This is a genomic window from Myxococcales bacterium (assembly GCA_016717005.1).
Taxonomy (GTDB): domain Bacteria; phylum Myxococcota_A; class Polyangia; order Haliangiales; family Haliangiaceae; genus UBA2376.
This window is the reverse complement of sequence record JADJUF010000001.1, coordinates 656,875-681,102: the sequence shown is the minus strand read 5'-3', so window position 1 is coordinate 681,102 and position 24,228 is coordinate 656,875. Positions and strand designations below refer to the sequence as shown.

General features: G+C 71.5%; 19 protein-coding genes, 1 tRNA gene and 1 pseudogene. 13 read left to right on the top strand and 8 right to left on the bottom strand.

Going from position 1 to position 24,228, the window contains the following annotated elements:
- Window positions 1-131: 131 nt before the first annotated feature.
- The 6 genes from IPL61_02910 to IPL61_02885 form a co-directional block, all read right to left on the bottom strand.
- Window positions 132-1,403, bottom strand: coding sequence for a hypothetical protein (locus IPL61_02910; protein MBK9030283.1), 1,272 nt, complete (start codon window positions 1,401-1,403; stop codon window positions 132-134).
- 322 nt (window positions 1,404-1,725) lie between these two features.
- A tRNA-Leu gene (locus IPL61_02905) sits at window positions 1,726-1,810 on the bottom strand.
- Between the two features lie 102 nt (window positions 1,811-1,912).
- Window positions 1,913-2,149, bottom strand: coding sequence for a TraB/GumN family protein (locus IPL61_02900; protein MBK9030282.1), 237 nt, complete (start codon window positions 2,147-2,149; stop codon window positions 1,913-1,915).
- The gene (locus IPL61_02895; protein ID MBK9030281.1) at window positions 2,038-2,868 is read right to left on the bottom strand and encodes a TraB/GumN family protein; all 831 of its coding nucleotides are present in this window, start codon (window positions 2,866-2,868) and stop codon (window positions 2,038-2,040) included. Before IPL61_02895 ends, IPL61_02900 begins: the two co-directional genes overlap by 112 nt.
- Before the next feature lie 27 nt (window positions 2,869-2,895).
- Window positions 2,896-3,918: a hypothetical protein gene (locus tag IPL61_02890; protein MBK9030280.1), complete on the bottom strand. Its 1,023-nt coding sequence runs from the start codon at window positions 3,916-3,918 to the stop codon at window positions 2,896-2,898.
- A gap of 65 nt (window positions 3,919-3,983) precedes the next feature.
- Window positions 3,984-4,835: an SDR family oxidoreductase gene (locus IPL61_02885; GenBank protein ID MBK9030279.1), complete on the bottom strand. Its 852-nt coding sequence runs from the start codon at window positions 4,833-4,835 to the stop codon at window positions 3,984-3,986.
- Between the two features lie 300 nt (window positions 4,836-5,135).
- Here IPL61_02885 and IPL61_02880 point away from each other — a divergent pair, with 300 nt between their 5' ends.
- Window positions 5,136-5,705: a hypothetical protein gene (locus IPL61_02880; protein ID MBK9030278.1), complete on the top strand. Its 570-nt coding sequence runs from the start codon at window positions 5,136-5,138 to the stop codon at window positions 5,703-5,705.
- A gap of 76 nt (window positions 5,706-5,781) precedes the next feature.
- On the opposite strand, the gene IPL61_02875 is transcribed toward IPL61_02880, so the two are convergent.
- Window positions 5,782-6,963 (bottom strand): M20 family metallopeptidase, encoded by a 1,182-nt coding sequence (locus IPL61_02875; protein ID MBK9030277.1) that lies wholly within the window; start codon window positions 6,961-6,963, stop codon window positions 5,782-5,784.
- A 57-nt stretch (window positions 6,964-7,020) separates the two neighbouring features.
- On the opposite strand from IPL61_02875, the gene argC reads away from it, so the two are divergent.
- The 12 genes and pseudogenes from argC to IPL61_02815 all read left to right on the top strand — a co-directional run bounded on the left by argC (window position 7,021) and on the right by IPL61_02815 (window position 23,046).
- On the top strand, window positions 7,021-8,079 hold the full coding sequence (gene argC / locus IPL61_02870; GenBank protein ID MBK9030276.1) for an N-acetyl-gamma-glutamyl-phosphate reductase: 1,059 nt from the start codon (window positions 7,021-7,023) through the stop codon (window positions 8,077-8,079).
- Window positions 8,076-8,897: an acetylglutamate kinase gene (gene argB, locus IPL61_02865; GenBank protein ID MBK9030275.1), complete on the top strand. Its 822-nt coding sequence runs from the start codon at window positions 8,076-8,078 to the stop codon at window positions 8,895-8,897. The genes argC and argB overlap by 4 nt, the downstream gene beginning before the upstream one ends.
- Before the next feature lie 552 nt (window positions 8,898-9,449).
- Complete coding sequence (locus IPL61_02860; protein MBK9030274.1) at window positions 9,450-10,655, top strand: IS256 family transposase; 1,206 nt, start codon at window positions 9,450-9,452, stop codon at window positions 10,653-10,655.
- 410 nt (window positions 10,656-11,065) lie between these two features.
- Window positions 11,066-11,386, top strand: a complete 321-nt coding sequence (locus tag IPL61_02855) for a hypothetical protein (protein ID MBK9030273.1) — start codon at window positions 11,066-11,068, stop codon at window positions 11,384-11,386.
- Window positions 11,387-11,470: 84 nt separating this feature from the next.
- A complete protein-coding gene (locus tag IPL61_02850) occupies window positions 11,471-12,715 on the top strand; it encodes a TolC family protein (GenBank protein ID MBK9030272.1) in 1,245 nt (414 codons plus the stop codon).
- On the top strand, window positions 12,712-13,935 hold the full coding sequence (locus IPL61_02845; GenBank protein MBK9030271.1) for an efflux RND transporter periplasmic adaptor subunit: 1,224 nt from the start codon (window positions 12,712-12,714) through the stop codon (window positions 13,933-13,935). The genes IPL61_02850 and IPL61_02845 overlap by 4 nt, the downstream gene beginning before the upstream one ends.
- Before the next feature lie 8 nt (window positions 13,936-13,943).
- Window positions 13,944-17,012, top strand: a pseudogene (locus IPL61_02840) (efflux RND transporter permease subunit).
- Between the two features lie 149 nt (window positions 17,013-17,161).
- Complete coding sequence (gene cadA / locus IPL61_02835; protein ID MBK9030270.1) at window positions 17,162-19,351, top strand: cadmium-translocating P-type ATPase; 2,190 nt, start codon at window positions 17,162-17,164, stop codon at window positions 19,349-19,351.
- Between the two features lie 44 nt (window positions 19,352-19,395).
- Window positions 19,396-19,812 (top strand): DUF3703 domain-containing protein, encoded by a 417-nt coding sequence (locus tag IPL61_02830; GenBank protein ID MBK9030269.1) that lies wholly within the window; start codon window positions 19,396-19,398, stop codon window positions 19,810-19,812.
- Window positions 19,813-19,814: 2 nt separating this feature from the next.
- Window positions 19,815-20,117 carry a YnfA family protein gene (locus tag IPL61_02825; GenBank protein ID MBK9030268.1) on the top strand — a complete coding sequence of 101 codons (303 nt, stop codon included), beginning with the start codon at window positions 19,815-19,817 and terminating at the stop codon, window positions 20,115-20,117.
- A gap of 238 nt (window positions 20,118-20,355) precedes the next feature.
- Window positions 20,356-21,542, top strand: a protein-coding gene (locus IPL61_02820) for an IS3 family transposase (protein ID MBK9030267.1) whose coding sequence is annotated in 2 segments (ribosomal slippage) — window positions 20,356-20,638 and window positions 20,638-21,542 — 1,188 coding nt in all. Because the reading frame shifts where the segments join, the coding sequence is not laid out codon by codon here.
- A gap of 661 nt (window positions 21,543-22,203) precedes the next feature.
- On the top strand, window positions 22,204-23,046 hold the full coding sequence (locus tag IPL61_02815) for a radical SAM protein (GenBank protein MBK9030266.1): 843 nt from the start codon (window positions 22,204-22,206) through the stop codon (window positions 23,044-23,046).
- 241 nt (window positions 23,047-23,287) lie between these two features.
- Here the strand turns inward: IPL61_02815 and IPL61_02810 are convergent, their stop codons facing one another.
- The gene (locus IPL61_02810) at window positions 23,288-24,208 is read right to left on the bottom strand and encodes a branched-chain amino acid transaminase (GenBank protein MBK9030265.1); all 921 of its coding nucleotides are present in this window, start codon (window positions 24,206-24,208) and stop codon (window positions 23,288-23,290) included.
- Window positions 24,209-24,228: the final 20 nt, after the last annotated feature.

The window sequence follows — 24,228 nt, the reverse complement described above, 5'->3', positions numbered from 1 at the left end:
ACGCCGGCTGACGACGGGCTGACGGCCGATAACGGCGGGCCGAAAACGACGACGGGCCGAAACGACGACGGGCCGAAACGACGACGGGCCCGGACGGTGGTCCGGGCCCGGGGGCGGTCACCGTCGCCTGGCTAGCTGCGGCGCCGGCGGCGCGACACCAGCACGCCGAGGCCGAGGGCGCCGAGGCCGATCGGCAGGAACGGCCCGCTGCCGCCCTGGGTGCCGGTCGAGCAGCAGCCGCCGTCATCCGAGAAGTTGCACACGCCGGTGCCGTCGCCAGCGCCGACGTCGGCGCAGGCGAAGCCGCTCGGGCAGTCATCGGCGGCGAGGTCGCACGCCTGGGTGCAGAACGGGCCGTTCGACGGGCTCTCGGCGCAGACGCCGCCGGCGCACGGGGTCGCGTCCGAGCAGGTCTCACCGTTGGCGACCAGGCACTCGCCCTCGACGCAGGTCAGGCCGCCGCCGCAGTCGCCGCAGTCGAAGGTCACGTCGATCGTGACCGTGGCGCTGGCGCGGTTGTTGGCGCCGTCGAGGGCCTCGGCCACGATCGTGTGGGCGCCCTCACCGAGGCGGATCGCCTCGACCGAGTAGGTGGTGCCGTCGGGCTCGACGTCGGTGCCGACGACGGTGCCGTCGAGCGAGAACCGGACCTCCTGGATGCCGCTGGCGTCCGAGGCGGTCGCGGTGATCGTGAACGTGCGGGGCTGGGTGCCGCCGGTCGGCGAGGTGATCGCGACCGCCGGCGGGACGGTCTCGGTGGCGCGCAGGCCGAGGAACTGGGACAGGCGCATGTGCGAGTTGGTCTGGCTGCCGCCGCACGAGCACTGCTGGTTCTGGCCGGGCGTGGTGCCGCACGGCGAGTTGGCCGTCTGGAACGCCTTGGGCCACGCGCCCGCCTGGCTCACGAGCACGTACGACATCTCGTCGTTGGCGAGGGTCTCGTGCTCGAGCGCCAGCAGGTGACCGACCTCGTGGGCGATCGTCGCGCACAGCTCGCGGTCGCTCTGGGGCACCTGCAGGTGGGTGGTCGAGAACGAGAACGCGATGCCGCGCTCGGTGACGCCGCAGAAGTTGTCGGCCGAGGCGATGCCGAACAGCTGGTCGGCGCCGTAGCCGAGCTCGGTGCCGCCGCCACCGACGACCGCCTCGACGTAGGCGCCGCTGGTGGGCTCGGTCTCGACGACGCGCACGTCGTAGCGGGCGTAGGCGTCGCGGACGCACTGGGCGATGAACGTCCAGTTGAAGCTGGCCTCCATCGGCGGGATCACCGCGGTCCGGGCCTGGCCGTTGGCGCTGACCTGGCGGTTCGCGGTGTTGGTCGCCGCGTTGGTCGCCGCGTTGGCGATGTTGTACGTGCCGCCGTTCTTGTTCAGGTAGATCGTGCGGGTGGCCGCGGCGGCCACGACCGGGCCCGACGTGCCCGGCCCGGGGATCTGGCGGGTGCCGCACGAGTGCTCAGACCGGAAGGTCGAGACCTGCGCCGAGGCAGGTAGCGCGAGGGCAGCGACGGCGAGAGTGCCGAGAGTGACGCGGGCGAGGGCGCTTCGCATGGAACGACCACCAGGTGAGGGGAGGGCCAAAAAGAGCCCATAGTGTACAGGGTCACCCTGGGACCGGGTGCGACGATCCGAGGCCGTGCCGCAACCAGTGCTGACCGCACGCGATGCCTCCGGGCATCGCCGCCCGAAAATGACGAACCGCCGGGGAGGCCCGGCGGTGTTGGGGTGGTGCGCGAAGGGGGACTCGAACCCCCACGGTGTTACCCACTAGCACCTCAAGCTAGCGCGTCTACCAATTCCGCCATCCGCGCATGGATGTACGATGAGGCGGGAAACGGATACCGGGCGGCAGCGAGCCTGTCAAGCGGCGCGAGCGGCAAGTCGTGCGCCCCCCGCGGTAGTCACTGGGGCGGTCACGGGCCGGTGACCCGGTGGACCTCGAACCCGGCCGCGGTCAGCAGGTCCGGCAGGTTGTCGGGACCGACCAGGTGCCCGGCGCCCACCGCCACGAACCCGTCGCCCGCGGCCGCCATCTCGGTCAGCGGCGCCACCCACGACCGGTTGCGCCGGCCGAGCGTCGCCTCCAGGAAGTCGCCGAACCGGGCCGGGTCGCGGCCGGCCGCGATCCACAGGGTCTTGTCGTCGAACATCGCGCGGAGCCCGCCGCGTCGCCGGCCCGGTAGTCGCCGACCATCTTCTGGGTGTCGGCCTTGGCCTCGGCGGCGTGGTCGAGCAACGCCTTGATGTCGGCCGCGGTCGCGAAGGGATCGATCGCAGCCAGCTGGGCCGCGACGGTCTCGAGGAAGACCAGCCGCTTGTTGGCGTCCCGGGCTCGCTGGAACAGGACCATGTCCATCGGCGCGGTCATGGGCAGGTCCTTGAGCGACAGCGCCGACAGCGCCGCGAACGGCTTCATCGAGTTCATGCCCTCGGCCAGGCTCTCGCCCAGCGCGGCGCGCAGCCGCTGCCAGTCGGTCGGGCCGAGCTCGTCCGCGAGGGTCTTGCCGTCGGTGCGGACCATGAGCTTGACCACCCCGGGATCGCTCAGGTCGGTCTCCATCGCGAACGCGGGCGCCGCGTCGAGGCGGGCCAGCACCCAGGGCGGCAGCTCGGTCAGCGCGTCGACGCCGACGTGGATTGTGCCGAGGAGCGACAGGGTGTGGCCGTCCTTGGTGGCCTCCCACACCAGCGGCTGGACCAGGGCGGTCGGGGCCGCGGGCGCCGCGGTGCCGCCCCAGGGATCGGGCGCGGCCTGGGTCGGCGTGGTCGGGGGCGGCGTGGCGGGGGGCCGCGGGTCGCTCTTGCAGGCGACGGTCGCGACCAGCGCCGCCACGGCGAGCGTGACGGTTCGCGAGGCGAGGGTGCGCATGGGCACCGTGATAGCACGCGTCGGCGGCTACAGCGCCAGCGCCCACTTGGCGCTCTTGCCGCGCACGCTGAACCGCCGGGTGAGGCCGACCGCGAACTGCTTCTGATCGAAGCCGCCGTCGATGATCGGCAGCGTCGTCGCCGGCAGGTCGGTGGTGCCGCGATCGCGCCACGAGAACGTGGTGTAGATGTCCCAGTCCTTGACCGCGGCGAAGACGGTGCCGATCGTGACGCCCAGGCGGCTGCGCGGATCGAGCGCGTCGGTGTGGACCACCGGCAGCTCGAGATCGAAGCCGAACCACAGCGCCCACTCGCCGCGGGGCGTGTGGAACACCAGCTCGCTCGACGCCGCCAGCCCGGCCTGCCAGACCGGATCGGCGTCGCCCATGCGCAGCGCGGTGGCGGACGCGCCGCCCCCGTACTGGAACGCGAGGAACTGCTCGATGCGCGACCGGTGGATGACGCCGGTCCCGACCGAGCCCCAGAAGCCGTCGTCGCCCATCGTCGGGCCGCCCGCGAGGCCGGCCGAGATCGCGGTGGCGCGGCTGGTGGCGATCTTGAGCCCGAGCGCGCCGCCCTGGAACAAGAAGTCGGTGCGGCTGTCGGGCTGCTTGGCCAGCAGATCGGCCGAGCCCGACAGCTCGACCCGTCGGCCCGCGGTCCAGCGGGTGTGCAGGCGCAGGATGGCCAGATCGGTGAACTTGATCCGCGGCCCGTCGGGCGACGTGCTCGCGGTGATGAAGCGCAGCTCGCCGCCGATGTTGTAGCCCGGGGGCGCCACCAGCCAGTCCTTGGCGTACGAGCGCGTGTCCACGCCGCTGCTGCCCCCGAGGGTCCGGACCTCGGAGACGTCGAAGGAGGTGCGCGCCGCCTCGGGGACCGGCTCGGCGGCGACCGGCGTCGGGGCCGGCGCGGGCGCGGGCGCGGGTTCATCGGCGGGTTCGGCGGCGGGCGCCGGCGGCGGCGCGGGCTGCTCGGCGCGGGCCAGCGACGGGGCCAGCGCCGGGGACAGCGCGAGGATCAGCGTGGTGACGACGAGGCGAGGCGACATGGCGATGCCCATGTCTACGCGCGATCGCGCCAAAGGATCTGCCCGGTCGTGGTGTCGCCCGGCGATCACGCCGCGACCCACGCCTCGCTGCGCTGCCACAGCTCGGCCGCGAGCGCCGCGTCGTCGGCCAGGCGGCTGGGGCGCTTCTCCTTGGAGTCGGTGTAGTAGCGGCCGCTCACGCCGGCGAGCTCGGGCGCGGTCGCGCAGTAGATCGACGTGCGCGCGCCGTCGGCGGTCGACTTCATGAACCGCGTCATCAGCCACGCGACCGGCCGCGGGATGCGCCGGCTCCAGATGTCCGACGCGATCACGCCCGGGTGCAGCGCGTAGGCGGCGACCTGGGCCGGCGGCAGGCGCCGGGCCAGCTCCTTGGTGAACAGCACGTTCGCGAGCTTCGACACCGCGTACTCGCCCATCGCCGTCACCGACGCGGTCGGCTTGCGCAGCGCGTCCCAGTCGATCCGCTTGGCCTGGTAGTGCGACGCGCTGGCGACGTTGACGATCCGCGCGCCGGGCGTGGCCTCGAGCAGGGGCAGCAGCTGCTTGGTCAGCAAGAACGGGCCGAGGTGGTTGGTGCCGAACGTCAGCTCGAAGCCGTCCTTGGTCAGGCCGCGCGGCCCGGCCAGCCCGGCGTTGTTGATCAGGCCGTGGATCGGGCCGCCGCGCGCGATCAGCTCGGCGGCGCAGGTCCGGACCGACGCCAGGTCGGCGAGGTCGAGCGCGACGAAGCTGAGGCCGTCGTTCGCGGTGGTCCGGGTCAGCTCGTCGATGACCGGCCGGGTCTTGGCCTCGGTCCGGCACGCCATCGTCACGCGCGCGCCCCGGGCCGCGAGCGCGCGCGCGGTCTCCTTGCCGATGCCGGTGTTGGCGCCGGTGATCACGTAGTGACGGTCAGCGAGATCGCGGGCGGGGGCCATGGCGCGAGCGTGAACGAACTCACAGCGTGCGACAACCGCCGACGTGGCCTAAGGGCCCGCGCGTGAACAACTCGGTCGGTCTCGCGGCCGATCCATCCCGGCTGGCTGCGTTGCCGGCTCCGGTCCTCGGGTCACGTCCAACGAGGACGCTCCCCTCCGGTCCTCGCCGTCGCCTTGCCATCCGGGCGCCTCGTCCGCGATCCTCGATCGACTTGTTCACGCGCGGGCCCTAACCGCTCGATAACCCGGGCGGCGTGAAGCTGTTGCGACCGCGGACGAGGATCGCGCGACCAACCGGTCATGAACCACTCGACTCGTCTCGCGTGCCTCGCCCTCGTGACGCTCGCCGCCTGCGGCGACGACCCGGTCCGGGTCTCGGAGCCCGTCGGCATCAACCTGAAGGCCAAGTCGTCCGACACCGTCGGCGGGGTCGTGTCCGACGAGAAGGGCATCACCACCGAGAGCGGCAACCCCTACGGCAAGTTCGTCTCCGACGCGCGCGCGGCGCTCGGCGGCAAGGATCCGTCGGAGATCGCGCTCGAGGGCCTGACCCTGACGCTCGGCGCCGGCTCGACCGGCGTCACCATGCTCGGCGAGGTCTTCACCGGCCAGGTCGACGTGGTGTTCGTCATGAACGACACCAACAACACCGTGCCGGCCGGCGGCGGCGCGATCGCCGCGACCACCGGCGGCGGACCCGCGACGCTCGCCGGGACGTTCACGTCGACCACGCTCGGCGCCGCCGACCTCGCCAAGGTGATGGGCGGGAGCTTCAAGGTCGTCATCCGCGGCCCCGCCGGCGCCGACTTCGAGACCAAGGGCGCCGACGCCGACCTCCAGCTGACGCTGACGTTCGCCGCGTACGAGTGACGCGCGGCGCGCGGCGTCCGTGCCGCGTGGCCGGTGCGGCGCGCACGACGTCGGCTGGATCCTCGCGCCCGGCGGCTCACGCGTCGGCGGCGAGGCGCGGCCAGGCCGCCAGCAGCCGGACCAGCGCGCGCGTGCGCTGCGCCAAGGTCGGCAGCTCGATGTACTCGTCGTGGGTGTGGAAGCCCTTGCCGCGCGGGCCGAGCGCGTCGATCGCCGGCACGCCGATCGCGCTGACGGTGTTGGCGTCGGAGCCGCCGCCCTGCAGCGGCGCCTCGCCGACGCCGAGGCCCTCGGCCGCGGCGCAGGCCTCGTACCGGGTCAGCAGCTCGGTCGACGACGGCGTGCGCTCGAGCGGCGCGCGCCGGATGCCGCCCTCGATCACGAACCGCGCGCCGGTGGTCTCGGCGATCGCGCGCGCGGCCCGATCGAACGCGGCCATGAGCGCGTGGCCGTCGACCGCGCGCACGTAGCGGAAGTCGATCTGGCAGCTCGCGTGCTCGGGCACGGTGTTGGCGCTGGTGCCGCCCGAGGCCAGCCCGACGTTGACGGTGACGCCGGTGTCCCAGTCGGTCAGGCCCTGGGCGGCGTCGATGAACCGGGCCAGCGCCCACAGCGCGTTGACGCCGTCCTTCAGGTTGTTGCCGGCGTGGGCGGCCTTGCCGGTGACCTTGACCGCGACCTTGCCCGTGCCCTTGCGCTGCGTGACGATCTGGTCGGTGGCGCGGCCCGACTCGAACACCAGCGCCGCGCCGGCGCCGCGGGCGACGTCCTCGAGGAACGTCCGGGAATCGGACGAGCCGGTCTCCTCGTCGGCGACCGAGCACAGCGCCAGCGGCAAGGTCGCCAGCGCGCCGACGTCGGCCAGCGCCGCGAGCGCGGTGCGGATCGTCGCCAGGCCGCCCTTCATGTCGAGCACGCCCGGGCCGCGCAGGCGATCGCCGGTCTGCTCCCAGACCTCGAACGTGCCGGGCGGGAACACGGTGTCGTGGTGACCGACCAGCACGACCCGCTGGGCCGGCGCCGCCTGAGCCCAGGCCGGCGTGGTCCAGACCAGGTGGGCGCCGCAGCCGTGGCCAGGCACCCGCCGCGCGGTCAGGCCGGGCAGGGCGAAGCCGGCGACCAGCTCGTCGGCGACCTGATCACAGCCGGCGACGTTGCCGGTGTACGAGTTGATCTCGACCCAGCGCCGCAAGAGCGGCAGGAGCTCGGGGGCTCGGGCATCGGCGGCGGCGAGCGCGCGATCGACGAGGTCGGTCATCGCGCGCGAGGGTAGCACCTCGACCGGCGCCGGCGCCGCTGGTACAACGCCGCCACCATGGCACGCAGGTTCAAGGCCGCCATCATCGGCGGCAGCGGTTACGGCGCGGGCGAGATGCTGCGCCGGCTCCTCATCCACCCCGAGGTCGAGGTCGTCCGGGTCGCGTCGATCGATCACGTCGGCAAGCCGGTCTGGCACGCCCACCCGCACCTGACCCAGCTCACGGAGCTGACGTTCGAGGACCTGGCGCCCAAGGACGCGGCCGCCGGCTGCGACGTCGCGCTCCTGGCGCTGCCGCACAAGGTCACCGCGGCCAAGGTGCCCGAGCTGATCGCGCTGGGCGTCAAGATCGTCGACATGTCCGGCGATTTTCGCCTGACCGATGCGGCGGCGTACCAGCGGTTCTACGGCAACGCCCACCCGCACCCCGAGCTGCTCGGCACGTTCGTCTACGGCCTGCCCGAGCTCAACCGCGACGCGATCAAGGCGTCGAGCCGGATCGCGTCGCCGGGCTGCTTCGCGACCACGATCGAGCTGGCGCTGCTGCCGCTGGCGCGGGCGGGCCTGCTCACCGGCGTCACCGCCCACGTCGTCGGCATCACCGGCTCGTCGGGCTCGGGCGCCGCGCCGCAGGAGGGCACGCACCACCCGGTGCGCGCGGTCAACCTGAAGACCTACAAGCCGCTGGTGCACCAGCACACGCCCGAGATCAAGGAGACCCTGGCCGCGGCCGGGGCCCCGGGCCTCGAGCTGCGGTTCACGCCGGTGTCGGCGCCGCTGTCGCGCGGCATCTTCGCGACGATCTACCTCGAGCTGCCGGCCGACGCGGTCGACGACGCGCGCCTGGCGACGTTGTTCGACGACGCCTACCGCGGCGAGCCGTTCGTGCGGCGGCCGACCAACCGCCTGCCCGAGGTCGCGGCGGTGTCGGGGTCGAACTACGCCGAGGTCGGCTTCACCGTCGGCGAGGCGGTCGCGGGCACGCGCACGGTCGTGCTGTTCTCGGCCATCGACAACCTGATCAAGGGCGGCGCCGGCCAGGCGATCCAGAACATGAACCTGGTGCTCGGCCTCGACGAGCGCCTCGGCCTGCAGGATCCCGGCGGGTGGCCGTGACCGCCACGATCGTCGTCAAGCTCGGCGGCGAGACCGTCGGTGGTCCGGTCGGCGCCGCGGTCGCGGCCGACGTCGCCGCGCTCGCGGCCGGCGGCGCGCGGGTGGTCGTGGTCCACGGCGGCGGGCCCCAGGCCACCGCGCTGCAGAAGTCGCTCGGTCTGGTGCCCAACATCGTCGGCGGTCGGCGCATCACCGACGCCGCGACGCTCGACGTGATGAAGATGGCCGTCGCCGGCAAGGTCAACGTCGATCTGTGCGGCCAGCTGATGGCGGCGGGCGCGCGCCCGGTCGGCCTGCACGGCGCGTCGAGCGCGGTCGTGCGCGCGGTCAAGCGGCCGCCGCGGGTGGTCTCGGGCGGCGGGCCCGACCCGATCGACTTCGGCCTCGTCGGCGACATCGCCGGCTTCGATCTCGCGCTGCTCGCGCTCCTCGGCGCGGCCGGCTACGTGCCGGTGCTCGCGTGCCTCGCGGCCGACGCCCACGGCCAGGCGCTCAACGTCAACGCCGACATCGTCGCCAACCAGGTCGCGGGCGCGCTCGGCGCCGCCCACCTGGTGCTGGTGACCTCGACCTCGGGCGTGCTGCGCGACGTCAAGGATCCGGCGTCGCGCCTGCGGACGCTGACCGTGGCCGAGGCCAAGGCGGCGATCGTCGACGGCACCGTCACCGGCGGCATGATCCCCAAGCTCGAGGAGTCGATGGCGGCCCTGGCCGACGGCCGGGTCGGCGCGATCCACATCGTCGGCGAGGTCGCGCCGGGCGACCTGGTGCGCGAGCTGGCCGAGGCTGGCGCGGTCGGCACCGCGCTGACCCGCTGACCTCCGGGGCCAGGTCGACAGTCTGCGCGAGGAGCGTTCGGCGACCAGCCCGCTGAACCTCAGCGCCGGTCAGCGTTTCGGTCGAGCACCGAGCTGCGCGCCGGGAGTCTCGCGTCTTGGGTGCTGACGAGGGCCTGGCGACAGGCCCTCTGGAACTCAGAGCTCGTAACTCTTTCCGGTCGAGCACCGGTCGACGCGCCGGGAGTTTCGCGTCCTGGGTGGGGGCCCTATTCTACCGACGGCAGGGATCCCCGCAGGTTAGGTGGTCGCGGCCTGGCCGTGCAGCCACTTTCGGCCACTCGACGCTGGAATCGCGCTCGATCAGCCGCTCGATCGGCCGCTCGATCGGCCGCTGGGTCTAGTCAAGACATGGGTTGCGCCGCTCATACGTTTGCAACCCGGGTTTGGCGGAGCCTGGGGAGTAGGACGAGTAGGACTCGTTCAGCATGGGGTGGCAGGGGGCGTGTCCGTATAGTTGTGTAGAAGCCGGTTTCTTGGGCTCCAAGAAAAGAAGGGGGAACCTCTTGGTTGCGACACCGAGGAGGAACCCCCATGAAGAAATCAAAACGATCCCTTCCGCTCCAGGCTACCCAGCTCGTGATCCCGACGCAAGAAGACTTCCAGCGTGACCTCGCGGCGCGCTGCCGGCTCGCGGTCCAACGGACGATCCAGGTCGCCCTCGACGAGGAGCTTGAGCGTCTGGTCGGCGCCGGGCCCTACGAGCGCAGCGACGAACGCGTCGACGTCCGCAACGGCGCCTACGGCCGCCGCGTCGTGACCACCAACGGCGAGGTCGGCGTTCGGGTCGGGCGCACCCGCGCCGGTGGGGCGGCAACCGCGCCGCTGGGGCGGTACCTCCGTCGACGTCCTGAAATCGACGACGCCATCACCGAGACGTACGTGCGTGGCGCCTCGACCCGGGACATGGCGCCGATCACGCAAGCGCTGCTCGGCAAGCGGGTCAGCCGGTCGACGGTGAGTCGCGTGACCCGCCGGCTCGGGGACGAGGTCGAGACGTTGCGCAAGGAGCCGATCACCGAGCCCGTCACGTACCTGTACATCGACGCCACGTTCATCGACGCGCGCTGGGCCCGCACCGTCGAGAACGTCTCCGCTCTCGTGGCGTACGGTGTCGGTCCCGATGGCCATCGGCGCCTCCTCGCCGTGCACGTCGGTACCCAGGAGTCTGAGGCGAGCTGGGCCGGCCTGCTCCGCGAGCTCGTCGAGCGTGGCCTCACCGGGGTTGGCCTGGTCATCGCCGACGCGCACGCCGGCCTGCTCCTCGCCGCGCGCAAGGCGTTGCCCGAGGCCCGCATGCAGCGCTGCACCGTCCACCTGATGCGCAACGTGCTCGCGCACGTGCCCACGCGCCACCAGAAGCGCCTCGGCCGCGAACTCGTGGCCGTCCTCCACGCCGTCAGCCTCGTCGACGCCAAGAAGGCGCTGCGCAGCTTCCGCGACCGCTTCGCCCGGCAGTTCGCGGAGGCCGTCACCTGCCTCGAGAGCGGCTTCGACGCCGCCACCCAGTACTTCGCCTTCCCCGAGGCGCACTGGCTGCGCGTCCGCACGAACAACGGCCTCGAGCGGCTCCACGGCGAGATCAAGCGCCGCACCCGCGCCATCGGCGCCTTCCCCGACCGCGCCAGCGCCCTCCGCCTGATCACCACCGTCGCCCAGCAGTCGGTGTCCATCTGGCGCGACCGCATCTACCTGAACATGTCGCTGCTCGACACCCACTACGCGGCGGCCGCCGCCTGACCTGCGACATGGTGACGGGTTGGGTGACAGATTGCGTGACAGGTTGGACGAGGGGGGGTACATGCTCGCTCGCGCGGGGTAACACCTTCGGCGGCCGCGGTTGGTGAGCGCGGCGCCGCATCGACGACGGCACCGCGGCTCGGGGCGCAGCCTGAGCGGTCGAGGGCGTCACGGTCCCGGCTGCCCCTTCATTGGCAGCCGCGGTCGGTCATTCGCTCACCGCCGGCGTGGGCACGGTCGCCAGCACCGTCGGTGCTCTCCGGACGACGTCGCGCAGGACCGACGAGGTGTGCTCGTGGTCAACCGCCGTGGCCATGGTCTCGAACTAGCTGCACCCTTCGCGGCTGGGCGAGCCGAGGGGCGTTGACACGCTGGGTGCCGTCGCCTAGCCTGTGGCCTTGTTGATCCGTTTGCTCGCGCTGCTCTTGACCGTGGCCATGTGGCCCGGCCTGACCGAGCTCGTGGAGCTGACGGTGCATGCGGCCGAGCATGGCGACCTCGCTCACGCCGAGGACGACGACCACGACGGCTCGCCGCTGGGCGAGGACGAGCATGGCTGCTCGGGCACGTTCCACCTGTGTCCGTGTCATCACCCGACGCCGGTCGTCGGGCCGAGCGTCGCGGCCACCGTCGAGGTCGCCGCCATGACCGGGACGAGCGCCACGCTCGCTCCGCCGTACCGAGTGGGTATGGGCGTGGCTGCGCCACCGACTCGTCCTCCGATCGTCTGACCTCCGTCGACTCGCGTTCGAGGTGCCGGCCTGCCCGGCTGGACGGATCACGACCCGCGTCGCTCGCGACGGGGGAGGTCAACGATGTCTACGTTCGCATTCGTGCGGGCGGTGATCGGCGCCGTGCTGGCGTCCGGCGTCACCGCGGCGCATGCAGATTCGATCACGATCGATCAGGCCGTCAGTCGGGCGGCGCGCCGCGTGTCGGTGGCGATCGCCGGCGCCGACGTCGAAGCGGCGCGTCAGGAGGCGGACGGGAGCCGCCGGCCGATCTACAACCCGGAGCTCGGCGTGGCGATCGGTCCACGGTTCGGGGGCGGCAAGACGTTGCTCGACGTGGAGGTCTCGCTGGCCCAGACCATCGAGCTGGGCGGCAAGCGCGGCGCACGCCGCGCCGCCGGCGACGCCCGGGTCGCGGTGGCCGAGGCCGAGCTGGCGCGCGCGACGTACGCGGCGGAGATCGACGTCTGGCGCGCATTCCAGCGCGGCGTCGTCGCGCGCGCTCGCCTCGAGGGCACGCGCGCCACCGAGGCCCTCGCCGCGCAGCTGGTCGCCGCGACCAACGATCGGCAGACGCTCGGGGCCGGGACCCAGCTGCAGATCAACCTGGCGACGCTCGAGGTCGCCCGCGCGCGGCACGACCGGTTCGATGCCGAGAACGACTACGACGCCGCGCTGGCCGAGCTGGCGACGGCGGTCGGCGCGGCGCCCGAGGAGCGACTCGAGCCGGCCGGCGACCTGCCCGAGCTGCCGGCGGCGACCTGGGACGAGGAGGCGCTGGTGCTGCGGGCGCTGGCCGACCGCCCCGATCTCGAGGCCGCGCGGGCCCAGCTCACCGCGGCACGGGCCGATGTCCGCCTCGCCGACGCCCTCGGTCGCCCAGACGTGACGGCCAGCCTCAGCTACGGCTTCGAGCAGGACGTCGACACCGACTTCCATGCCGTCCTGGCCGGGCTCTCGATCTCGTTGCCGGTGCGGAATCGCAACCAGGGCCAACGGGCGGCGACGCGGGCGCGCAGCCGGCGCGCGGAGATCGAGCTGGTTGGCCGCTTGTCGGAGGCGGAGCGCGAGCTGCGGACCGCGGTGCGGGCCTACGTGCGCGCGCGGGACGCGGTGCTGGGCTTCGACCGCGAGATCAACCAGCGGCTACAGGACAACCTCGAGCTGGCCCGGGCGTCGTTCGAGGCCGGGAAGCTCGACTACTTCGAATTCACCGTCGTCCGTCGCGAGCTAGTGGCCAACCAGCTCGCGTACCTGGACGCGGTCAACGAGGCGATCGATGCGTGGACCGCGGTGCAACGCGCCGCCGGGAAGGAAGGTGCGCGATGAGCGCGCTTCGAATCATGTCGATGATGCTGGTGGCGGCGATCGCCGTCGCCGGCTGCAAGAGCAAGGCCGGCGAGCAGGCCGAGCACGACGAGCACGGCGAGCACGGCGAGCACGGCGAGAAGGACGAGCACGGCGAGCACGGCGAGGAAGCGCCGGCCATGGTCGAGCTCACACCCGAACAGGTGACGTCGGCGCACATCGAGACCGCGCCGGTCGAGCGCCGCGCGGTCGCGACGGAGATCATCGCGACCGGCGAGCTCGTGCCACCGGACGATGGGGTTGCGCGCGTCGGCGCCAAGCTGTCGGGTCGGGTGACCCGGCTGACCAAGGGCGTGGGCGATCAAGTCACCCGCGGTCAGGCGCTGGCCATCATCGACTCACCCGATCTCGGACGGGCCAAGGCCGACTACATCACCGCCGCCAGCGCGGCCAAGGTCACGCGCGAGACCGCGGACCGCGAGAAGGCGTTGTTCGAGCGCAAGGTCGCCGCCGAGCGCGACTGGCGCAACGCCGAGGCCGAGGCCACCAAGGCCCGGGCCGAGAAGGAGGCCGCCGAGCTGCTGCTCCACACCCTCGGCCTGTCCGACGCCCAGCTCGACAACCTGCGCGCGGATCAGCACTACGCGTCGGCGGTGTCGGTGGCGTCGCCGCTCGCCGGCGTCGTGGTCGAGCGGCCGGTGGCGCTCGGCCAGATGGTCGAGCCGCAGGACACGATGTTCGTGGTCATGGACCTCCGCTCGGTCTGGGTCCAGGTTGACGTCTACGAGCGCAACCTCAACCAGATCGCGATCGGCCAGAAGGTCGCGGCCTCGGTCGAGGCGTGGACCGGCCGGACGTTCGACGGCACGATCCAGTCGATCGGGGCGGTGCTCGACCGGCGCTCGCGCACGATCAAGGTCCGGGTCGTCCTCACCAACGCGGATGGCGCGCTCAAGCCTGGCATGTTCGCCAAGGTGATCCTAGCTGGCAGCACCGGCGAGCCGCGCGAGGGCACCTACGTCCCGGCCGCCGCGGTCCAGCGCGACGGCGACGGCGCCATCGCCTTCGTGCCGGTCGGGGACACCGCGTTCCAGCTGCGCGAGCTCGAACTCGGCGCCCGCGCCGGCGACTGGATCGAGGTCACGCGCGGACTCGCACCAGGCGAGCGGGTGGTGACCACCGGCTCGTTCCTCCTCAAGTCCGAGGCTCGCCGCGAGAGCTTCGGTGGCCACGAGCACTAGAGGACACCATGATCGAACGCATCCTCGAGTGGTCGCTCAAGAACCGGGTGATGGTGATCATCGCCTCGCTCGTGCTCGTCGTCGGTGGGCTGTCGGCGATGGCGCGCCTGCCGATCGACGCTGTCCCCGACGTCACCAACGTCCAGGTCCAGATCCTGACCAGCTCGCCGGCGCTGGGGCCGGAGGAGGTGGAGAAGTTCGTCACCACGCCGGTCGAGCAGGCCATGAGCGGGTTGCCCGACGTCGTCGAGGTCCGGTCGACGTCGAAGTTCGGGCTGTCGGCGGTCACCGTGGTGTTCGAGGACGGCACCGACATCTACTTCGCGCGCCAGCAGATCGGCGAGCGCCTGGCCGCGGTCCGCGAGGCCATCCCGCCGGGCTACGGCGAGCCCGAGCTGGGGCCGGTGTCGACCGGCCTCGGCGAGATCTTCCAGTTCGAGGTCCGCGGCGAAGGGAAGACCCCGATGGAGCTGCGCACGATCCTCGAGTGGGAGATCGCGCCGCGCTTGCGCAACGTGCCCGGCGTCGTCGAGGTCAACGCCTTCGGCGGCGAGCTCAAGACCTACGAGGTCCAGATCCGGCCGGACGACCTGGCGCGGCTCGACATCGCGCTCGACCAGGTGGTCACCGCGCTCGAGCGCAACAACGCCAACGCGGGTGGCGCCTACCTCGAGCAGAACGGGGAGCAGTACCTGATCCGCGGCGAGGGGCTGATCACCTCGCGCGACGACATCGGCGACATCGTGATCGCCACCGACGATGACGGCACGCCGGTCTACCTCCGCCACGTGGCCGACGTCGAGCTCGCAGCGATGGTGCGGCAGGGCGCGGTCACCCGCGACGGCCGCGGCGAGGTCGTGACCGGCATCGTGATGATGCGCATGGGCGCCAACTCGCGCGAGGTCGTGACCGCGGCCAAGGTGGCGCTGGATGGGCTGGCGCCATCGCTGGCCAAGCTCGGCGTCCGGACCGAGCCGTTCTACGACCGGACCGATCTGGTGAAAAAGACGATCAACACCGTCGCCATGAGTCTGCTCGAGGGCGGCGTGCTGGTGATCGTCGTGCTCTTCCTGATGCTGCGCAACCTGCGCGCCGGTCTCCTGGTGTCGATGGTCATCCCGCTGTCGATGCTGGTCGCGTTCATCGGCATGTGGCGCTTCGGCGTGTCCGGCAACCTGATGTCGCTCGGCGCGATCGACTTCGGCCTGATCGTCGACGGCGCGGTGATCGTAGTCGAGAACTCGGTGCGGCTCCTGGCCGAGCGATCGCACCAGCTGGGCCGACCGGTCGACAACGAAGAACGCACGGCCATCGTGCTACAGGCGAGCCGCGACGTGCTTCGCTCGGCGACGTTCGGCGTGATCATCATCGCGATCGTCTACCTGCCGATCCTGTCGCTGATCGGCATCGAGGGGAAGATGTTCCGGCCGATGGCGATGACGGTGCTGTTCGCGCTGGCCGGCGCGCTGGTCCTGGCGATGACGTTCATCCCGGCGGTCGCGTCACTGCTGCTGCCGCGTAAGCTTTCGGAGAAGGAGAGCTTCATCGTCGCGGGTGCGCGCCGGGTGTACGAGCCGACCCTGCGCGTCGCCCTGCGGGCCCGCTGGGTGGTCGCCGCCGTCTCGCTCGCGATCCTGGCCGCCAGCGGCGTGGTGGCGACCCGCCTCGGCTCGGAGTTCGTGCCGCAACTCGACGAGGGCGCGATCGCGTTGCAGGCCATCCGACTGCCCAGCGTGTCGCTCGAGGAGTCGGTGCGGCAGACGACCGAGCTCGAGAAGGTGATCCTGCAGTTCCCCGAGGTGGCCACCGTCATCTCAAAGACCGGCCGGGCCGAGATCGCGACCGATCCGATGGGCGTGGAGATCTCGGACGTCTTCGTGATGCTCAAGCCCCACGATCAGTGGCCGGCGTCGATCAGCCGCGAGCAGCTGGTCGAGAAGCTCGACGCGGCGCTCAAGCGCAACCTGTCGGCGCAGAACTTCAGCTACTCGCAGCCGATCCAGCTCCGGGTGGCCGAGCTGATCTCCGGTGTTCGCTCCGACGTCGCGCTCAAGATCTACGGGGATGACCTCGCCGCCCTCGCGCGCATCGCGGCCGAAGTGGTGACGGTGCTCTCGAAGGTGGACGGCGCCGCCGACGTCAAGGCCGAGCAGACCGCCGGCCTGCCGGTGCTGCGGATCCGGATCGATCGCCGCGCCATCGCCCGCCACGGGATCAACGCCGGCGACGTCCTCGACGTCGTGTCCACGATCGGTGGTCGCGAGGTCGGCGTGGTGCTGGAGGGCCAGCGCCGCTTCGCCCTGACGGTGCGCTTCGCGCGGCAGGCCCGCGACTCGGTCGACGAGATCAAGGCGCTCAAGGTTCGCGCGGTGTCGGGGGCCTTGATCCCGCTCGACGAGCTGGCCGACGTCGGGATCGAGGATGGCCCGGCGCAGATCAGCCACGAGGCCGGTCGTCGCCGGATCACGGTCGAGGTCAACGTCCGCGGACGCGACCTGGGCGGCTTCGTCGCGGATGCGAAGGCGACACTGGAGAAGGCCGACGTGATCCCGGCCGGATACTTCACCGACTGGGGCGGGCAGTTCGAGAACCTGCAGGCGGCCAGCCGCCGGCTCGCGATCGTGGTGCCGCTAGCGCTGGCCTTGATCTTCGTGATGCTGTTCGCCGCCACCGGTTCGGGCAAGCTGGCCGCGCTGATCTATCTCAACGTCCCGTTCGCGGTCACCGGCGGCCTGTTCGCGCTGGCGATCCGCGGGCTGCCGCTGTCGATCTCCGCCGGCGTCGGGTTCATCGCGCTGTTCGGCGTGGCCGTGCTGAACGGTCTCGTACTGGTCGGCTACATTGAGGAGCGTCGTCGCAGCGGGATGACCGCGCGCGACGCGGCCTACGAGGGCGCGCGAGTTCGGCTGCGGCCGGTGCTGATGACCGCCCTGGTCGCGTCGCTCGGGTTCATCCCGATGGCCGTCGCACGCGGCGCAGGGGCCGAAGTGCAGCGACCGCTGGCCACCGTGGTCATCGGCGGACTGATCACGGCCACGCTGCTGACGCTGCTGGTCTTGCCTACGCTCTACGCCTGGATGATGGGGCGACGCGAGCGTCGGGTCGGCAACCTGGCTCCGCCGCCGCCGCCCCCCCCGCCGGTGGTCGACCTCACGCCGCCACACTCGCCGCCCGAGGACGTGACCAGCGTGGCTCCCGCGCCGCAGCCGCCCGAGGAGGTGACTCCATGACGACGACGCGCTTTCAGGTACCCCGCATGGACTGCGCGACCGAGAAGGAGGTCATCGGCCGGCGTCTGGCCAGCGTCGACGGGATCGAGCGGGTCGAGTTCGATCTGCTGGACCGCGTCGTGATCGTGCAGCACGCCGAGGAGTCGACCGCCGTCGCCACCCTGGCTGCGCTGCGCGACATCGACATGGCGCCGGTACGCCTCGATGGCACCGCGGTCTCGCCGGTCCCGGGCACGCCCGGCGACGATCACGATCATGATCACGGCGAGCCGGGTCACGTCCACGCGACGCTGTCTGCCCGCGCCGTGCCACCGCTGCCGGTGGCCAACCTGCGGCGCGAGTACGCCCTGCTCGCCGGGTCAGGCCTCGCCGCGCTCGCGGCCGAGATCGTCGACTGGACCACCGGCAGCGAGCAGAGCGTCGTCGTGATCGGGCTTGCTGTGCTCAGCATCGTGACCGGTGGCCCCAAGACGCTGCGCAAGGCGCTGGTCGCCGCCCGCACGCTGACGCTGAACATCAACCTGCTCATGCTGGTCGCCGTGGTCGGCGCGCTGGCCATCGGTCAGTGGCCCGAGGCGGCGATGGTCACATTCCTGTTCGCCTGCGCCGAGGTCATCGAGGCCCGCTCGGTCGATCGCGCCCGCGACGCGATCCGCAGCCTCATGGTCCTCGCACCCGATCTCACCCACGTCCGCCGCGACGGCGCCTGGGTCGAGGTCGAGACCGCGAGCATCGCCCCGGGCTCGACGATCCAGATCCGGCCCGGTGAGCGCGTCCCGCTCGACGGCAAGGTCAGCGCCGGGCGCACGTCGATCGATCAGGCACCGATCACCGGCGAGTCGATCCCGGTCGACAAGGCGGTCGGCGATCCGGTATTCGCCGGCTCGGTCAACAAGCAGGGCATGATCGAGGTGGAGGTCACCGCCGGCGCCGGTGACACCACGCTGGCGCGCATCGCCCGTACGATCCGCGAGGCCCAGTCCCAGCAAGCGCCGACCGAGCGCTTCGTCGACCGCTTCGCCCGCTGGTACACGCCGGCGGTAGTGCTGCTGGCGCTGGCCATCGCGATCGGCGGCCCGCTCTTGGCCGACGAGTCCTTCCGGCCCTGGCTGTACAAGGCGCTGGTGCTCCTCGTGATCGCGTGCCCGTGCGCCCTGGTGATCTCGACGCCCGTGAGCGTGGTGAGCGGTCTCGCCGCCGCCGCCCGCCGCGGTATCCTGGTCAAGGGCGGCGTCTACCTGGAGGAAGCGCGGCGGATCACGTTGCTGGCACTCGACAAGACCGGCACCCTCACCGAGGGCAAGCCGCGCGTCACGGACGTCGAGCCGGTCGGGCCCCTGTCCGCGGCCGAGGTGCTGGCTCGGGCGGCCAGCCTGGAGGCGTCGTCGGCTCACCCGCTGGCGCGGGCGGTGACCGAGGCCCACCCCGGCCAGTTGCTGCCGGTGGCCGGCGTCACGTCCACCGACGGGAAGGGGATCGAGGGCAACGTCGGTGGCGAGCGGATCGGCATCGGCAGCCATCGCTTCGCCGAGGAGCGCGGCGTTTGTCGCCATGAGGTCGAGGCCGCGCTCACCCGGTTCGAGGCCGACGGCAAGTCGGTGATGGTGGTCTGGCGCGGCGGCGAGGCGCTCGGGGTCATCGCCGTCGCCGACACGCTGCGCGAGACCAGCATCGTGGCGGTCACGGCGCTGCACGGGCTCGGGGTCAAGCTGGTCATGCTGACCGGCGACAACCCGACTACCGCACGCGCGGTCGCCGCCAAGGTCGGCATCGACGAGGTGCGGGCCGATCTGCTGCCCGAGGACAAGCTGGCGATGATCGAGGAGCTCGGCCGCGGGCATGGCTCGGTCGCGATGGTCGGCGACGGTGTCAACGATGCGCCGGCGCTGGCCAGGGCCTCGATCGGCTTCGCCATGGGCGCCGCCGGCTCCGACACCGCGCTCGAGACCGCCGACGTCGCGCTCATGAGCGACGACCTGCGCGGCGTCCCGACGCTCATCGCGCTGAGCCGCGCGACCGCGACCGTGCTCAAGACCAACATTGGCTTCGCGATCGCGGTCAAGGCCGTGTTCTTCGGCCTCGGCCTCGCCGGCATCGCGACCTTGTGGATGGCGGTCTTCGCCGACATGGGCGCCAGCCTGATCGTCGCCGCCAACGGCCTCCGCCTGCTGCGGTGGCGGCCGTGAGCGCGCGCGTCGCTCCCGCGCGATGGCGGCAGCGTTGGTCGGCGCTGGCCTCGCTCCGTAGAAAGCTCCGTCCGTTCGTCGAACGTGAGCTGGCCGCCTCGGCGGCGGCAAGACGGACCGATCGCGCGGGCGCGTGGACCGCGCTCGGACGCGCCCACATACTGTCGCAGCCGCCGGCATGGCTCCACACCCACGTGCACTGGCGGATGCTGACGCTCGCGATGCGCCACGTCGATCTCCGGGAGGCCATGGGGCAGGTGATCCGACTCGCGGTCGCCCGCATCGGCTCGGCCGCGGGCCGCTTTCCGGCCGGCAACACCGGCCGCGCGCGCGTCGCGCTGGTCGCCAACGGTCCGATGCCCGAGGACATCGCGGTGATCTTCGCGCAACTCGACATCGTCGTTGCCGGCACGACTGTCGCGGGTGGCCGCGCCGGCGGGCGATCGGGCAGACTCGGCTGACCATGGACGCGCTCCGCACCATCGGCCTCCTGGTTGCCACGGCGGCCTGCGAGATCGTCGGCTGCTACCTGCCGTATCTCTGGCTCCGTAAGGGACGGTTCCCGTGGCTGCTGGCGCCGGCGGCGCTCAGCCTCGCGACCTTCGCGTGGCTCCTGACGTCGCATCTGCAGGCGGCCGGACGCACGTATGCCAGCTACGGCGGTGTCCATGTGGCGGTGGCGCTGATCTGGCTCTGGCTCATCGACGGACAGCGTCCCGACCGCTGGGACCTCATCGGTGGCGTGAACAGACTGGGTGAGTCCTGACGCTTCGTTCGTCGATGAGTCCTGACGGCGAGTGCGCGCTGACGCGGTGCGGGTCTCTTCGGGTCGGTGAGTCCGAGTCCTGACGTCGAAGACGGAGCCCGCGCCTAGCGGGCTCGCAGGGGCTCTCCAGCCGGAGCGAGGCCGGGGTCAAGGCCGCGCAGCGCCGAGCGCAGCGAGGGCAGCTTGAGCTTGATCCACTCCCGTGGACACCACGCGAGAGGCGAGTACCGTGTCCAAGATGAAGACCAAGGGTGAGGGCGGACCCGGCCGGCAGGGCAAGCGCCGGCAGTTCACCGACGAGTTCAAGGAGGGGGCGGTCCGGCTGGTGCTGGACGAGGGCAAGACCGTCGCCCAGGTGGCGCGCGACCTCGACCTGACGCCGTCGGCGTTGAGCGGGTGGGTCAAGCAGGCGCGGGCCGATCGCAGCAACGGCAAGGCCGGGCTCACGACCGCGGAGCGGGCCGAGCTGGCCGCGCTGCGCAAGGAGCTGCGGCAGGTGCGGATGGAGCGCGACATCCTGGGAAAAGCCGTGGCCTTCTTCGCGAAGGAGAACGCATGAAGTTCGCGTTCATCCTCGCGGAGAAGGCCTGCTGGCCGATCGCCGTGATGTGCGCGGTGCTCAAGGTCTCGACCTCGGGCTTCTACGCGTGGGTGCGCCGGGCGCCGTCGCTGCGCGCGCGGCGGGACGTGCAGCTCCAGGTGCTGGTCGGCGCGTCGTTCGCGCGGAGCCGCCGGACGTACGGCAGTCCGCGGGTCCACGCCGACCTGGCCGGCGAGCGGATCGGTCGCAACCGCGTGATGCGGCTCATGCGCGCCGGGGGGCTCGTGGCCCGGGTCCGCCGCCGCTACCGCTCGACGACGATGAGCGAGCACGATCAACCCGTCGCCGCCAACGTCCTCGACCGGCAGTTCACCGCGACCGCGCCGAACCAGCGCTGGGTCGGGGACACGACCGAGCTGCTCACGATGAGCGGCAAGTTCTACCTGGCCGCGATCGTCGACCTGTACGCCCGCGTCGTCGTCGGGTGGGCGGTGAGCGCGGTCAACGATCGGCACCTGACGCTGGCGGCCCTTGGGCAGGCGCTCCGCCGGCGCTGTCCTGGCGCGGGCCTGCTCCACCACTCGGACCGGGGCAGCACGTACACGAGCGAGGACTACCAGCAGGTCCTCCGCGACCACGGCATCGCCTGCAGCATGAGCCGGCGCGGCAACTGCCACGACAACGCCGCGATGGAGAGCTGGTTCTCGACGTTCAAGTTCGAGCTCGGCGAGACCTTCGCCTCGATCCGCGAGGGCAAGCACCAAGCGTTCGACTACATCGAGGGCTTCTACAACCCGCACCGCCGGCACTCGGCCATCGGCTACCTGACCCCGGCCGAGTGCGAGCATCGCTTCTACGCCGCGCGCGCGCTGGCGGCGGCGTGATCGCGCCTCACGCGCGCGCGTATAACAAAACCTCCGGGCGCCGCCGAATCTCCTGGACGCCGATCTCGACCGTGCGTATAACAAAACCCGTGAACGCTGGCGGCCGACCGACCGACGATCCCAAGGGCACGCTCGTGGCCGTGCGCCTGGCGGCACGGCAGGTCCGGACCCTGGAGCAACGGGCACGCCACGAGGACACCGGCCTCTCAGAAGCGATCCGGAGGTGCGTCGATGACTGGGCGGTCGCGCACGCAGCCCGGTCGCGTGCATCAACGCGCACCAAGCAGACCCGCATCAAGCAGCCAGCGGCAGGGACCCAGACCCGACCGGCGCGCCGTCGCACGCCTCGGTCGACCACGTGACGGCGACGTAACCAACCCGTCCACGGGAGTGGATCAAGCTCAAGCCGACGGCGCGGATCATGCGAAGCCGGCTGGTGGACGACCTGTCGTTCCGCGAGGCCGGCAAGCGCTGGGGATGAGCGAGGCGAAGGCGCGCGACACGTTCCACAACGCCGTCAAGAAGGTGCGGCGACTGCACCTCGCTGACTGTTTTCGCGATTCATTCTAGGCAGCTACAAGAAATCGACGGACCGCCTTACACGAAAGTGAGGGCTGCGACCCATCTCCTCGAGCGACGTAACCCGCACGAGGAGAGACCGATGCTGCTTGAGTCCGTCAACTTCCATCTCTGGAAGCCCTGCAACTATCGCTGCAAGTTCTGCTTTGCCACGTTCGAGGACGTGCCTGGCCGGCTGACGAAGGACGCGGCGCTTCAGATCGTTGACGCGTTCGCGCCGCACTGCGACAAGGTCACGTTCGTCGGAGGCGAGCCAACGCTGTGCCCGTTTCTCGGCGAGCTGATCGAGCACGCGCACGCGCTCGGGCTGACGACCAGCATCGTGTCGAACGGCGAGCGGCTGCGGCGGATCATCGAGCGCCACGCCACGAGCCTGGACTGGGTCGGCCTTTCCGTCGACTCGATCGACGAGGCGACCAGCGCGCGCCTGGGGCGTGGCGACGGCGGTCACGTCGCACGGTCGATCGCGCTCGCGACGCTCGCGCACGAACGCGGCATCCTGGTGAAGCTCAACACGGTCGTCACCGCCTGGAACCAGCACGAGGACCTGAGCCCTCTGGTTCGGGCGATGCGGCCTCAACGCTGGAAGGTGTTCCGCGTGCTGCCGGTCGAGGGGCAGAATGACGGCTCCGTGGAGCCGCTGCTGATCAGCACGTCGGCGTTCAACGCCTACGTCGAGCGTCACGCGCACCTCGCGGCAGAGGGGTACCCGCCGATCGCCGAGGACAACGCCGACATGATGGGGTCGTACGTCATGATCGATCCGATGGGCCGCTTCTTCGACAACGTCGAGGGCCGGCTGGTCTACAGCCCGGCGATCCTCGAGGTTGGCGTCGAGGCCGCGTTCGCAAGGGTGCGGTGGGAGCGCGACCGCCTGGTCGCGCGCGGCGGCCTGTACCAGTGGCGCCGGCGGCCGACGCGATGATGGTCGGGGGCTGGCAGACGGCGTCTCCGTGCCCCACCCTGGACGCTCGTCGACCCGCTCGATCCGTGCTGCCAGTCTGCGGCCACTCCAGCCGGAACGGGGCGGCATCGAACGGCCCCGAACGGAACCCAACCGCCCAGAATCACCCGAACCAGGCGACACGCCAGGCCCCCGTAGAATAGGGGCCCTCATCGGGGCTTGCCCCCGATGGGGGAGGGTTCGGCGACGAACCCTCTGGAACTCAGACGACGTGCAGCCAGTGGTCGTGCTTGGCGTCGCTGCCCTTGACCACCTGGAAGAACGCGTCCTGGACGGTCCGGGTGATCGGCCACTCGCCGTTGCCGACCCGCCGGTGGTCGATCTCGCGCACCGGCGTGATCTCGGCGGCGGTGCCGGTCAGGAACACCTCGTCGGCGGTGTAGAGCTCGTCGCGGGCGACGTTCTCCTCGCGCACGTTGATGCCGCGCTCGCGCAGGAGCTGGATCGCCGTGTCGCGGGTGATGCCGGCCAGGATCGCGGCCGCGGTCGGCGGCGTGCGGACCACGCCGTTCTTGACCACGAAGATGTTCTCGCCGGTGCCCTCGGCCACGTAGCCCTGGGGATCGAGCATGAGGGCCTCGTCGAAGCCGCTCTTCTTGGCCATGCGCTTGGCGAGCACCGAGGTCACGTACTGACCGCAGATCTTGCCCTTGTTCATGATCGCGTTGCCGTTGGCGCGGGTGAACCCGCTGATCATGCAGCGGATGCCCTGGCGCAGGCCCTCGTCGCCCAGGTAGGCGCCCCACTCGAACGCGGCGATCATCGTGCGCACCGGCGGCTCGAGCGAGCCCAGGCCCAGCGCGCCCGAGCCCAGGTACACCAGCGGCCGGAGGTAGGCCGACGGCATCTTGTTGACCCGCACGACCTCGGCGCAGGCGGACGTGATCTGCTCACGGGTGAACGGGATGTCCATCGTGCAGATCTTCGACGAGTCGAACAGCCGCTCGATGTGCTCGCGCAGGCGGAAGATCACCGTCTTGCCGTCGGCGCGCTGGTAGGCGCGGATGCCCTCGAAGGTGCCGACGCCGTAGTGCATCGTGTGCGCCAGCATGTGGTCGGTGGCGTCGTCCCACGGGACCAGCTTGCCGTCGAGCCAGATCGAGTCGACCTTCTTGATGCCCATGCCGTTCTGCTTACCAACCC

Excerpts from the sequence above, each read along its gene's own strand:
- IPL61_02900 (MBK9030282.1), bottom strand. The coding sequence starts at position 2,149 with ATGTTCGACGACAAGACCCTGTGGATCGCGGCCGGCCGCGACCCGGCC.
- IPL61_02895 (MBK9030281.1), bottom strand. The coding sequence starts at position 2,868 with ATGCGCACCCTCGCCTCGCGAACCGTCACGCTCGCCGTGGCGGCGCTG.
- IPL61_02890 (MBK9030280.1), bottom strand. The coding sequence starts at position 3,918 with ATGTCGCCTCGCCTCGTCGTCACCACGCTGATCCTCGCGCTGTCCCCG.
- IPL61_02885 (MBK9030279.1), bottom strand. The coding sequence starts at position 4,835 with ATGGCCCCCGCCCGCGATCTCGCTGACCGTCACTACGTGATCACCGGC.
- IPL61_02880 (MBK9030278.1), top strand. The coding sequence starts at position 5,136 with ATGAACCACTCGACTCGTCTCGCGTGCCTCGCCCTCGTGACGCTCGCC.
- IPL61_02875 (MBK9030277.1), bottom strand. The coding sequence starts at position 6,963 with ATGACCGACCTCGTCGATCGCGCGCTCGCCGCCGCCGATGCCCGAGCC.
- argC (MBK9030276.1), top strand. The coding sequence starts at position 7,021 with ATGGCACGCAGGTTCAAGGCCGCCATCATCGGCGGCAGCGGTTACGGC.
- IPL61_02860 (MBK9030274.1), top strand. The coding sequence starts at position 9,450 with ATGAAGAAATCAAAACGATCCCTTCCGCTCCAGGCTACCCAGCTCGTG.
- IPL61_02850 (MBK9030272.1), top strand. The coding sequence starts at position 11,471 with ATGTCTACGTTCGCATTCGTGCGGGCGGTGATCGGCGCCGTGCTGGCG.
- IPL61_02845 (MBK9030271.1), top strand. The coding sequence starts at position 12,712 with ATGAGCGCGCTTCGAATCATGTCGATGATGCTGGTGGCGGCGATCGCC.
- cadA (MBK9030270.1), top strand. The coding sequence starts at position 17,162 with ATGACGACGACGCGCTTTCAGGTACCCCGCATGGACTGCGCGACCGAG.
- IPL61_02825 (MBK9030268.1), top strand. The coding sequence starts at position 19,815 with ATGGACGCGCTCCGCACCATCGGCCTCCTGGTTGCCACGGCGGCCTGC.
- IPL61_02815 (MBK9030266.1), top strand. The coding sequence starts at position 22,204 with ATGCTGCTTGAGTCCGTCAACTTCCATCTCTGGAAGCCCTGCAACTAT.
- IPL61_02810 (MBK9030265.1), bottom strand. The coding sequence starts at position 24,208 with ATGGGCATCAAGAAGGTCGACTCGATCTGGCTCGACGGCAAGCTGGTC.